The sequence below is a fragment of the Mycobacterium kyorinense genome (assembly GCF_002101735.1).
GTDB classification, from domain to species: domain Bacteria; phylum Actinomycetota; class Actinomycetes; order Mycobacteriales; family Mycobacteriaceae; genus Mycobacterium; species Mycobacterium kyorinense.
On the sequence record NZ_LQPE01000112.1, the window covers coordinates 20,354 to 33,418 of the forward strand.

The 13,065-nt window shown below is 65.7% G+C and carries 4 protein-coding genes; 1 reads left to right on the forward strand and 3 read right to left on the reverse strand.

Annotated elements, in window-relative coordinates; translation table 11 throughout:
* Positions 1–13 precede the first annotated feature (13 nt).
* Positions 14–244 (reverse strand): MbtH family protein, encoded by a 231-nt coding sequence (locus AWC14_RS13600; protein ID WP_045384953.1) that lies wholly within the window; start codon positions 242–244, stop codon positions 14–16.
* A 698-nt stretch (positions 245–942) separates the two neighbouring features.
* Here AWC14_RS13600 and AWC14_RS13605 point away from each other — a divergent pair.
* Positions 943–1,557: a methyltransferase family protein gene (locus AWC14_RS13605; RefSeq protein ID WP_142281690.1), complete on the forward strand. Its 615-nt coding sequence runs from the start codon at positions 943–945 to the stop codon at positions 1,555–1,557.
* Between the two features lie 23 nt (positions 1,558–1,580).
* Here the strand turns inward: AWC14_RS13605 and AWC14_RS13610 are convergent, their stop codons facing one another.
* Both AWC14_RS13610 and AWC14_RS13615 read right to left on the reverse strand, forming a co-directional pair.
* Positions 1,581–10,922, reverse strand: a complete 9,342-nt coding sequence (locus AWC14_RS13610) for a non-ribosomal peptide synthetase (protein WP_169716314.1) — start codon at positions 10,920–10,922, stop codon at positions 1,581–1,583.
* Positions 10,909–13,065: condensation domain-containing protein (locus AWC14_RS13615; RefSeq protein ID WP_142281689.1), on the reverse strand; the 2,157-nt coding region annotated here is incomplete at its 5' end. The genes AWC14_RS13610 and AWC14_RS13615, both read right to left, overlap by 14 nt.

Below are 13,065 nucleotides of genomic sequence, written 5' to 3' on the forward strand. Positions count from 1 at the left end.
TCCCCCCACGGATTTACTGATCAAAAGCTCGACTTTCTGCCAGCCTGTCGCGCAGACTCTTCGGCCGTATATCGGGCCAGTTCTGTTCGATGTAGTCCAGACACGCAGCGCGGTCCGCTTCGCCGTAAACCACCCGCCAACCCGCAGGAACATCGGCGAAGGTCGGCCACAGACTGTGTTGCTCCTCGTCGTTGACCAAGACAAAAAAGGTGCCATTGTCGTCGTCAAACGGATTGATGCTCACGGCTCTCCAGAGGGTCCAGTCGACATGAGTGCAACCGTTCCAAACTGTACTGAAGTCCAACATGGTCGGTCCGGTGTTTCGACAAAGTCCCTGGTGTGGCTGGCGTGGTCGCTTGCAATTGGTACGCAACAACCGGTTGGGCGGCGCATGTTTTCGCTCCCTCGCCGACCCGCAACGGGGATGGCTTTGTGGTGTTTTTTGCCGGTTTAGGGCCGCATTGTCAACGCAGACACGCCGCGAACGACACGACGCGAGCACTACCGCGGGGCCGAAGACGCTCGCTATCTCGCGCGGAAATTGCTGGCCTGGTGAGCCGTTAGTGGCGACCTCGATGCCGTTTACCTCGTGGACCAGTCGTTCGTCAACCGGTTCGCCGTCGCCGCCCGGCCGCCGGCATATGCTGGCAAACATCAGGACACTAAGTTCGTTGCCGGACAACGGTTCACCGCCGTCGGCGTGAGATCACCACAGCGGCTGCCGACCTGAACGATTCAGGTAAATCCTGCGGGCGGGTGCCGGTATTTTCAGCCCTGGACCGCTGTTGTAGCGGCCGCAATCGAGCCGGCGTGAGTAGCGCCTTTCCGGCTCCCTGTGCGCACTGTTAGCGTGCAGGATCGGATGGACGGTAAGGAGGATCGGTGAAGACCCTTCCTAAAACGTTGGTATTCGGGCTCGTTGAGCCCGCGGCGTTCGGCTTGATGATTTTTCTCGCGGCAGGCACATTCAATTACTGGCAAGCCTGGGTTTTTCTGGCGGTGTTCACCCTTTCGATGTGGATCCCCGGCGTCTACTTGCTGCGTACGAATCCCGTTGCGCTCCAGCGGCGAATGCGGGCCGGCCCGGGTGCGGAGACCCGAATGGCGCAAAAGATCATCAGCGCCGGCTGGTTCTCGTCGCTGGCGGCGATATTCGTGCTCAGCGCCCTCGACCATCGCTTCGGCTGGTCAGCGGTGCCGACGCCGATCTGCTTGCTTGGTGACGCTCTGGTAGCGGTCGCCCTCGTCGTGGTGATGCTGGTGGTCATTCAAAACAGTCACGCCGCCGCGACCGTCCGGGTCGAGGATGGTCAGCAAGTGGTTTCCACTGGCCTGTATGGGCTGGTGCGCCACCCCATGTACACCGGCAATGTGATCATGATGGTCGCGATTCCGCTTGCGCTCGGGTCCTACTGGGGACTTCTCGGCGTCCTCGCCGGTCTTTTCGTGCTGGCCTTGCGCATCCGCGACGAAGAAAAAATGCTCCGGGAAGAGTTGGCCGGATATCGCGAGTACGCGCAGAAGGTCCGCTATCGCCTGGTGCCATGTATGTGGTAGCGGGCCGGCCGCTACCGGCGGCCTTACCGATCGCTGATCGGGTTCGCTGCAGGAACCTCTGCCAATAACTGGCTGAGGCTTGTGACGGTCGGCGCATAGAACAAGGCGGACACCGCAAGGCGAGTCTCGAGTGCCGAGTTGATCGCGGCGACTGCCCGCATCGCCGACAGCGAATCGCCGCCCAGGTCGAAAAACGACTCGTCGACCCCGACCCGATCGAGGCCCAGCACCCGCGCGTAGATGTCGGCCAGGATCTGCTCGGCTCGGGTAGCCGGCGCGCGGTAATCACTAGGGGCTTCGCGGTTTTCGGGGGCCGGCGCCACACGATGGCGGTGCTCGCCGTCATCGGGCAGATCCATCGACGCCAACGGCCGCGTCGGGTCTGCGGTCATGGCCGCCAACACCTGCTCGTACCGCTCCATCAGCGTCTCGATGCTGGCCACGTCGAACACATCGGTGCGGAACTGGACGCGAAGGTCCAATTCTTTGCCCGGCCCGGCCTGCACCGCCAGCGGGTAGTGGTAGTAGTCGCGGACGCTGAACTCGGTGATGGTCGTTTCGAGTTTGTGCGTCAGTGCGGGAGCGTCGACCGGGTAGTTCTCGAAGACAAACACGGTATCGAACAGCCTCGGCAGACCGGTGAGGCGGTGAATCTCGTTGAGCGCCAAGTGCTGATGCTCGAGGGTGTTGTTGTTGGCATCGTGAAGCTGGGCCAGCAGATCTGCGGGCGTGGTTGCCGCGGTGAGGTTCGCGCGCACCGGAACCGTGTTGATCAACAGGCCCACCATCGATTCCGAGCCGGCCACCTCGGCGGGCCTACCGGAGACCACGGCGCCGAAGGCGACGTCACGCTGACCGGTCAGCGAGCTCAGCAGCACTGCCCAGGCGGCTTGCAGCACGGTGTTGACGGTCGTGTGGCATGAGCGCGCCAGCTTGCCGACGCCGCGTGTGCTCTTCTCCGGCACCTGAAACGTGGCAACGCCTCGCGGCCCCAGCCCCAGCCGATCCGGTGGTCCCACCAGTGTCGCAGTGTCGAAACCGGTGAGTGCCTTGCGCCAAACAGCTTGGGCGCCAGCACGATCCCGACCGGATAGCCAGGCGACATACCGACGATAGGGCGCGGCCGGCGGCAGTCGTTCCCCGCTGTATGCGGCGAATATTTCGCCCAGCAGGATCGGCGTCGACCAGCCGTCGAGCACGATGTGGTGATTGGTCAGCACGAACCGGTGCCGGTCTGGTGCTGTGCGGATCAACGCCGCGCGCAGGGCCGGCAAGCGGGCGAGGTCGCACACGGCGGCGCGTTCGGCCGCGCACAGCCGCTGGATCTGCTCGTCGACATCGGCATCCTCGGCGTCCAGTTCGGCATAGCGCCAGGGCACGACTGGCTCGGCCGGAATGATCTGCACGGGCTCGTCGAATTCGGGGCAGAACCGAGCCGCCAGGTGCGGATGTCGGCCGACCACCGTGTGCATCGCATCGTGGAGCCGATGGGGATCTAGTGGGCCGTGCAGCGTGATATCCAGCTGCACCGCGTACGCATCGTCGATGCCCTGCGCGGCGCAGGCGTGAAAGAGCAACCCCTGTTGCAGCGGGGTCAGCGGCAACACATCGTCGATGCGGTATTGCCGTTGCAGCTCGTCGATCTGCTGCTGGTCAAGGCGTGCGGGCGCGATATCCGAAGGCGTCAATCCGCCGCCGCCGCGGCGCACATGCGCACACATGCCAGCCAGAGCCTCGAACCACAACCGGCTCAACCGGGTGACCGCGGCCCGATCCAGCGCCGAGGGCGCCCACACCCAGTTGGCTTGCAGCTGCGGGCCGGCCTCGGCATCGTCGATGGTCCCGGCGTTGAGCAGCACCGTGTGTATCAGCGGCATCGCGATGGCGGTCGCGGCGCCGGCCGACGCTACGTCCGCCTGGCTGAAACGCCACACATCACCGGACGCGTAAGCTGCCGGGGCGCCGAGGCGCCCCAAATAGTTGAACCCGATTGGCGGCTCGGACCCCGCCAGCTCGACGTCGGGGTTGAGATACCGCAGCAGACCGTAGGTCACCGGATCCGGAGCGGCGCGAAGCTGCTCTTTGGCGTCTTTGACCACCGCTCCCAGCGCCGTCTCGCCGGCCACCACCTGCGCCCAGGACAGCTCACCAACGGTGAGCGCCACCGGATACTTCGTCGTGAACCACCCCACGGTGTGCGACAAGTCGACATCGGAGGCCAGTTGTTCGTCACGCCCGTGGCTCTCGACGTCGATGCCGATCGAGTTGCCGTGCCGGCCCAGGAACTGCGCCCAGGCCAACGCGAACGCGATCAACAGGATGTCGTGTACCCCGGCGTGAAACGCCGCCGGCACCTCGGCCAACAGCATCCGGGTGGTCTCGACATCCAACGAGGCCGACAGATGTCCGGCAGTGGCGAACATGTCGACGTCCGGGCGCACCGACGGCACCGCGGCCGGGGTCGCCGCCACCTGCCGCCATGCCTGGGCCTGCTCAACGATCTCGGCGCGCCGGGCCTGCTCGGCCAGCAGAGATGCCCACCGCGCGAACGAGGTTCCCGTCACCGGTAACGTCACCTGCCGCCCGCCGCGATGCTGGGCCCAGGCAATGTTGAGGTCCTCCAACAGAATCCGCCACGATACCCCGTCGACCGCAAGGTGGTGAGCGATCACTACCAACTGGCCGGTGGAGGCCACCCACAATGCGCTGAGCATTACCCCGGCGCCCGGGTCGAGCCGCGACCGCGCCGCTACCACTGCCTCATCGGAGAGCACGTCCACCGACTGCAGGCAAGCGCCCGCATCCACCGTGCCCGCCTCGGGCACCTGTAACGACCAGCCGCCGGCACCGTCGTCCTCGGCGCGCAGCCGCAACATGGCATGGCGATCCAGCAGGGCCTGAAGCACGACCACCACGTCGGCCTCGGTCACTTCCTCGGGTGCCTGCAAAACCACCGTCTGGTTGAACTGTTCGATCGGGCCCTGCTGGCCGCGCAACCAACACATGATCGGGGTCGCGGGCAGCTGCCCGGTGCCGTCGTCGACCGGGCCATCCGCGCCGCTGCCCACGGTGACCACCCGGGCCAGCCTCGCCACGGTCTGCTCGACGAAGATGTCGCGCGGTCGACAGACCACCCCGGCGGCAAAAGCCAGCGCCACCACCTGCATCGACAAAATGCTGTCTCCGCCGAGGTCGAAGAAGGAGTCGTCGGCTCCGACGCGTTCGAGGCCCAGGACTTGGGCGTAGATGCCGGCCAGGATCTCTTCGGTGGGGGTGGCCGGGGGCCGGTAGCGATCGGTGTCGCTGTATTCCGGTGCGGGCAGGGCCCGTTTGTCGAGTTTGCCGTTGACCGTCAACGGCAACGCCTCAAGGACCACCACCGCCGCGGGCACCATGTAGGCCGGCAACCGCTCGGCCAGCGCGGTGCGTAGCGCGCCCGCATCGACCTCGCCGGTCACATACCCGACCAGACGCTTGTCACCGGGACGGTCCTCGCGGGCGATCACCACCGCCGAATCCACCCCCGCGCACTCGCTGAGCGCGGCCTGGATCTCGCCGAGCTCGATGCGATACCCGCGAATCTTGACCTGCTCATCGGCGCGCCCCACATACTCCAACTGCCCATCGGCGCGCCAACACACCAAATCCCCGGTGCGATACATCCGCTCACCAAACCCACCGAACGGACACGCCACAAACCGCGACGCACTCAAACCCGCCCGGCCCACATACCCGCACGCCACCCCGTCACCGGCCACATACAACTCACCGACCACACCGACCGGCACCGCACGCAACCACCCATCGAGCACAAAAAACCCCAGATGAGCCAACGGCACCCCGATCGGGCTGGCGCTGCCCTCAACATCAGCGGCCACGATCTGCCGAAACGACGCATGCACCGTCGTCTCGGTAATCCCATACATGTTCACCAGCCGCGGCAACCCCGGATGATTACCCAGCCACGCGGAAAGACGCTGCGGCTCAAGAGCTTCCCCACCAAAGACCACCGTCTCAAGCTTGAACTGAGCCCCCAACTCCGGCTGCAGCGCATCCACCGCCTGCAACGCATAAAACGCCGACGGCGTCTGACTCAACACATTGACCTGCTCGCCAACCAGCACCGCATGCAACTCTTCCGGCGAACGCACCACCGCATCGGGCACCACCACCAACCGCCCACCATGCAACAACGCGCCAAAGATCTCCCACACCGAAAAGTCAAACGCCAACGAATGACACTGCGACCACACCTGCCCCGCCGACAGCTCCAACTCGCCGTCCAACGCCTCCAACAGCCCCACCACACTGCGGTGAGTAACCGCCACCCCCTTAGGCACCCCCGTCGTGCCCGAGGTGTAAATCAGATACGCAACATCATCGCCACCCGGCGCCGCCAACGCCGTGCACGGCTGGACATCAACAGCGGCATCGCCGACATCGATCACCGCCACACCGCACCCATCAAGCCGCCCAGCCAAATCAGCACAACTAATCACCGCCACCGGCGCCGCATCACCAACCACGAACCGCAACCGCGCAGCCGGCACCACCGGATCGATCGGCACATACGCCGCCCCCGCCTTGAGCACCGCCAACATCGCCACAACCGCCTCGACCGACCGCGGCAACAACACCCCCACACACTGCCCCGCCCCCACCCCACGACCAACCAACAAATGCGCCAACCGATTCGACGCCTCATCAAGCTCGCGATACGTCACCGACACCGCACCACAACTGACCGCCACCGCCTCAGGCGCACGCGCCACCTGCGCCCCAAACAACACCGGAACCGACACCACCGACGCCACCGACGCCGACAACACCCCCCAATTACCCACCACACCCAACCGGGCACGCTCAACCTCACCCAACACATCAACCGCCGACAACCGCCCACCCGGATCAGCAGCCATCCCCACCAACACCCGCTCCAACCGCCCCACCAACACCTCAACACCCACCACATCAAACACATCCGCGTCGAATTCGACGGTCCCGCCGATACCGGCGGGCTCTTTCGCCTCGCTCCAGCGTTCGGCCAAGGAGAAGGTCAGATCCATGCGGGCGGTGTGGGTTTCGATCGGTATCTGGGTGACCTGCAGATCACCCAACCCCAGCGTGGCGGCGGCTTCGGCGGTGTGTCCGGGCAGGTTCTGCCAGGCCAACATCACCTGGACCAGCGGATGATGTCCCAGGCTTCGCGTGGGGTTGAGCCGCTCGACCAGCACCTCGAACGGCGCGTCCTGGTGCTCGTAGGCGGCCAGGCTGCGCCGTCGCACCTGGGCGAGCAGTTCTGCGACGGTGGGGTCTCCGGTCAGATCGACCCGCAGCACTAAGGTGTTGACGAAAAACCCGACCAACTCGTCAAGGGCTGGGTCGCGGCGCCCGGCGATCGGAAAGCCAACGGCCACATCGAAACTCGCCGTGAGCTTGGCCAGTAGCACCGCCAGCGCGGCCTGCACCACCATGAAGCTGGTCGCGTTGTGCGCTCGAGCCAACCGCGCCACCTGCTGCTGCAGCTCGGCCGGCCACTCCACCGCCACCCTGGCGCCGCGGTAATCCGCAACCGGCGGGTAAGGGCGATTGGTGGGAAGCTGCAGCCGCTCGGGCATACCGGCCAACGCGTCCTCCCAGTAGGCCAGCTGCGCAGCGATGCGGCTGTGATTGTCGTCGAGATCACCGAGCTGGGCGCGCTGCCACAACGTGTAGTCGGCATACTGCACGGCCAACGGCGCCCAATCGGGGGCCTGCCCCGCGCACCGACTGGCGTAGGCCTGCCCGAGGTCACGCACGAACGGGACGATCGACCAGCCATCCGCCGCAATATGGTGCACCACGACCACCAGCACGTGTTCGTCGTCGGTGACGGTGAAAAGCCTTGTCCACAGCGGGACCTCGACTGCCAGGTCAAAACTGTGCCGCGTCGTCTCATCGATGGCCTCCTCCAGCCGGTTTACCGGCCACCCGGTGGCATCGACGACGTCCCAACCAAAGTGGGCCTGCTCTACGGGGACGACCACCTGCTGGGGTATTCCCTTGGGCGCCAAGAACAGTGTGCGAAGACTCTCATGCCGGCCCACCACATCGGTCAGCGCCGCCGCCAGGGCGTCGACATCCAGTTGCCCACAAAGCCGCAATCCCACCGCGATGTTGTACACCGGTGAGGGCCCGTGCAATTGGTCGATGAACCACAGCCGCTGCTGGGCAAAGGACAACGGCACCACGCTCGGCCGCTCGACGGCCACCAGCGGCTCCAGCCGACCGATATCCCGGCCGATACGGGGGGCCAACTCGGCCACTGTGGGCGCTTCGAACACCGCCCGCACCGAAAGGCTGGCGGCCAGGCTGGTGTTGACCTCGGCGACCAACCGCATGGCGGACAACGAATTTCCGCCGAGGTCGAAGAAGGAGTCGTCGGCTCCGACGCGTTCGAGGCCCAGGACTTGGGCGTAGATGCCGGCCAGGATCTCTTCGGTGGGGGTGGCCGGGGGCCGGTAGCGATCGGTGTCGCTGTATTCCGGTGCGGGCAGGGCCCGTTTGTCGAGTTTGCCGTTGACCGTCAACGGCAACGCCTCAAGGACCACCACCGCCGCGGGCACCATGTAGGCCGGCAACCGCTCGGCCAGCGCGGTGCGTAGCGCGCCCGCATCGACCTCGCCGGTCACATACCCGACCAGACGCTTGTCACCGGGACGGTCCTCGCGGGCGATCACCACCGCCGAATCCACCCCCGCGCACTCGCTGAGCGCGGCCTGGATCTCGCCGAGCTCGATGCGATACCCGCGAATCTTGACCTGCTCATCGGCGCGCCCCACATACTCCAACTGCCCATCGGCGCGCCAACACACCAAATCCCCGGTGCGATACATCCGCTCACCAAACCCACCGAACGGACACGCCACAAACCGCGACGCACTCAAACCCGCCCGGCCCACATACCCGCACGCCACCCCGTCACCGGCCACATACAACTCACCGACCACACCGACCGGCACCGCACGCAACCACCCATCGAGCACAAAAAACCCCAGATGAGCCAACGGCACCCCGATCGGGCTGGCGCTGCCCTCAACATCAGCGGCCACGATCTGCCGAAACGACGCATGCACCGTCGTCTCGGTAATCCCATACATGTTCACCAGCCGCGGCAACCCCGGATGATTACCCAGCCACGCGGAAAGACGCTGCGGCTCAAGAGCTTCCCCACCAAAGACCACCGTCTCAAGCTTGAACTGAGCCCCCAACTCCGGCTGCAGCGCATCCACCGCCTGCAACGCATAAAACGCCGACGGCGTCTGACTCAACACATTGACCTGCTCGCCAACCAGCACCGCATGCAACTCTTCCGGCGAACGCACCACCGCATCGGGCACCACCACCAACCGCCCACCATGCAACAACGCGCCAAAGATCTCCCACACCGAAAAGTCAAACGCCAACGAATGACACTGCGACCACACCTGCCCCGCCGACAGCTCCAACTCGCCGTCCAACGCCTCCAACAGCCCCACCACACTGCGGTGAGTAACCGCCACCCCCTTAGGCACCCCCGTCGTGCCCGAGGTGTAAATCAGATACGCAACATCATCGCCACCCGGCGCCGCCAACGCCGTGCACGGCTGGACATCAACAGCGGCATCGCCGACATCGATCACCGCCACACCGCACCCATCAAGCCGCCCAGCCAAATCAGCACAACTAATCACCGCCACCGGCGCCGCATCACCAACCACGAACCGCAACCGCGCAGCCGGCACCACCGGATCGATCGGCACATACGCCGCCCCCGCCTTGAGCACCGCCAACATCGCCACAACCGCCTCGACCGACCGCGGCAACAACACCCCCCCACACTGCCCCGCCCCCACCCCACGACCAACCAACAAATGCGCCAACCGATTCGACGCCTCATCAAGCTCGCGATACGTCACCGACACCGCACCACAACTGACCGCCACCGCCTCAGGCGCACGCGCCACCTGCGCCCCAAACAACACCGGAACCGACACCACCGACGCCACCGACGCCGACAACACCCCCCAATTACCCACCACACCCAACCGGGCACGCTCAACCTCACCCAACACATCAACCGCCGACAACCGCCCACCCGGATCAGCAGCCATCCCCACCAACACCCGCTCCAACCGCCCCACCAACACCTCAACACCCACCACATCAAACACATCCGCGTCGAATTCGACGCGGAGGCTGAGTTCGTCGCCGGGCCTGGCTTGCACCGTAAGCGGGTAGTGGTTGTATTCGCGGTTGTTGAACTCGGTGATGGCCAACCCGTCGACGCTGGGCAGGGCGGCGGTGTCGACTGGGTAGTTTTCGAACACGAAAAGGCTGTCGAACAGTTGGTCGTGGCCGGTGACGCGGTGAATTTCGCTGAGCGCCAGGTGCTGATGTTCGAGCGTGTTGTGGTGGGCGCGCTGCAATTGGTCGAGCAGGTCGGTGGTGGTGGTCGTGGGAGTGAAGCGCACCCGCACCGGCACGGTGTTGATCAACAGCCCCACAATCGATTCCGCGCCGAACACCTCGGCGGGCCGCCCCGAGACGGCGACGCCGAAGACGACGTCGTGCTGACCGGTCAACCACATCAGCAGCTGCGCGAAGGCGCCCTGCAGCACGGTGTTGACCGTCGTGTGGCATGCGCGCGCCAGCTCGCTGACGGCGCGGGTGGTCTCCGCGGACAGCCGGAACGAGGCGAAGTCTCGCCGCCCTGGCCCCAACCGGTCCGGCGGCCCGACCAAGGTCGGGGTGTCGAAGCCGGCGAGCACCTCGCGCCACGCGGCGTGGGCAGCATCGAGATCTCGATCGGCCAGCCAGGTAACAAACCTGCGGTACGGGACGGCCGCCGGCAGACGCTGCCCGTAATAGCTGGCGAATATTTCGCGCAGCAGGATCGGCAGCGACCAGCCATCGATGACGATGTGGTGAGCGGTGAGCACAAACCGGTGGCGATCGGGTGCGACGCGGATCAGCGCCGCGCGGAAGGCCGGCTGGTCGGCGAGGTCGCAGACCGCGGCGCGTTCGGTGGCGCAAGTCTGCTGGACTTGGTCCTCGACGTCGAGGTTTTGGCCGTCCAGCTCGACGTACCGCCACGGCACCACCGGGCCAGCCGGGATGATTTGCACTGGTGTGTCGAACTTTTCGGAGAAGCGGGCCGCCAGGTTGGGATGCCGGTTGGCCACGTTGTCCATGGCCTCGTGCAGCCGTTCGGCATCGAGCGGTCCGGTCACGGTGATGTCCAGCTGCATCGCGTAGACGTCGTCGTCGTCGCCCTGCGCGGCCCGGGCATGGAAGAGCAGCCCCCGCTGCAGGGGCGTCAGCGGCAACACGTCAGCGATCTGCATATTGCCTCTCGAGCTCGTTGATCTGCTGTTGGCTGAGTCCGGCAAGCGCGACGTCCGACGGCGTCAGCCCGCCGCCACCGGATCGCACGTGGGTGCAGATACCGGTCAGCGCGTCAAACCACAACCGGCTCAGGCGGTTTACCTGCGCTTCGTTGAGAACGGAGGGCGCCCAGGTCCAGTTGGCGTGCAAGTGCGGGCCGGCGTCGGTGTCGACGGTGACGGCGTTGAGCTCCAGGGTGTGTCCCAGCGGCATCGGTACCGCCGCGGCAACTCCGGTGAGAGACAAGCCCTCTGGGCTGATGCGCCACACGTCGTCGGACGCCTCCGCTGCCGCGCCCAGCCGCCCGAGGTAGTTGAAACCGATCTGCGGATCGGAGGCGTCAAGGTCGACGTCGGTGTTCAGGTACCGCAGCAGACCGTAGGTCAACGGGTCCGGCAGGGCGCGCAGCTGCTCTTTGGCGTCTTTGACCACCGTCCCCAGCGCCGCTTCACCGGCGGTCACTTGCGCCCAGCGCAGCCCACTCAGGTTGAGCGAGATCGGATATTTGGTGGTAAACCATCCCACGGTGCGCGACAGGTCGATATCGGAGCCCAGGTCGTCGTGGCGTCCGTGGCCTTCGACGTCGATGCCGAGGGGCGCGCCGCCTGTGCCGAGAAACTCCGCCACCGCCAACCCGAATGCGATCAGCAGGATGTCGTGGATTCCGGCACGAAACGCCGTCGGCACCTCGGCGAGCAGCATGCGGGTGATTTCCGCATCCTCCAGCACCGCCGACAGGTGCCCGGCGCTCACGTAGGTGTCTACCTCGGGGCATGGCGGGGGCAGCGCGGCGGGGGTCGCCGCCACCGCTTGCCAAACGTCAGCCTGCTCAACGACGTCGGCGGCGTACGCGTGCTCAGCCAGCAGTGCCGCCCACCGGGCAAACGACGTGCCGGTCGCCGGCAACAGCACCTCCTGCCCGGCGCGATGCTGAGCCCAAGCAATGTTGAGGTCCTCCAACAGAATTCGCCACGACACTCCGTCGACAGCAAGGTGGTGAATGATCAAGACCAGCTGTGCGGCGTCGGCCACCCACAGCGCGCTGAGCATCGCGCCGGCGGCGGGATTCAGCCGGGCCCGCGCCTGGATCAGCGCCTCGTCCGACAGCGTTTCCACCGCATGTAGGCACTCGGCGGCGTCCACCGAACCCGCCTCGGGCACCTGCAAGGACCACGCGGCGTCGCCATCGTCGACGCGCAGCCGCAGCATGGGATGGCGGTCCAGCAGTGCCTGAAGGACGGCCACCACGTCGGCGTGGCTGATCCCGTCCGGGGTCTGCACCACCATCGTCTGGTTGAACTGCTCAACCGGGCCCTCGATGCTGTTTAGCCATCGCATGATTGGGGTTGGGCGGACCTCGCCCACACCTTCGTCGATCGGTGCATCGCCGCTGTCGGCCACGGTGGCTACCTGGGCCAGTCGGGCCACAGTTTGCTCGACGAAGATGTCGCGCGGCTTGCATATCAGGCCGGCGGCACGAGCCCGCGCCACCACCTGCATGGACAAGATGCTGTCGCCGCCGAGGTCGAAGAAGGAGTCGTCGCGCCCGACCCGCTCCAGCCCGAGGACCTGGGCGTAGATACCGGCCAAAATCTCCTCGGTCGGCCCGACCGGAGCCCGATAAACCTCACCGCGGTAATCCGGCACCGGCAACGCCCGAACATCAAGCTTGCCGTTCACCGTCAACGGCAAACTGTCCAACCCCACCAACGCCGCCGGCACCATATAACCCGGCAACCGCGCCGCCAACTGCTCACGCAACCAACCCGAATCAGCACCACCAGTGAAATAACCCACCAACCGCTTATCACCAGGACGATCCTCACGGGCCACCACCACCGCCGAATCCACCCCAGCCAAACCCGCTAACGCCGCCTGAACCTCCCCCAACTCAATCCGATACCCACGAACCTTGACCTGCTCATCAGCACGCCCCACATACTCCAACTGCCCATCAACACCCCACCGCACCAAATCCCCAGTGCGATACATCCGCTCACCAAACCCACCAAACGGACACGCCACAAACCGAGCCGCCGACAACCCCGCACGACCCCAATACCCAACCCCCACCCCCAAACCAGCCACATACAACTCCCCCCG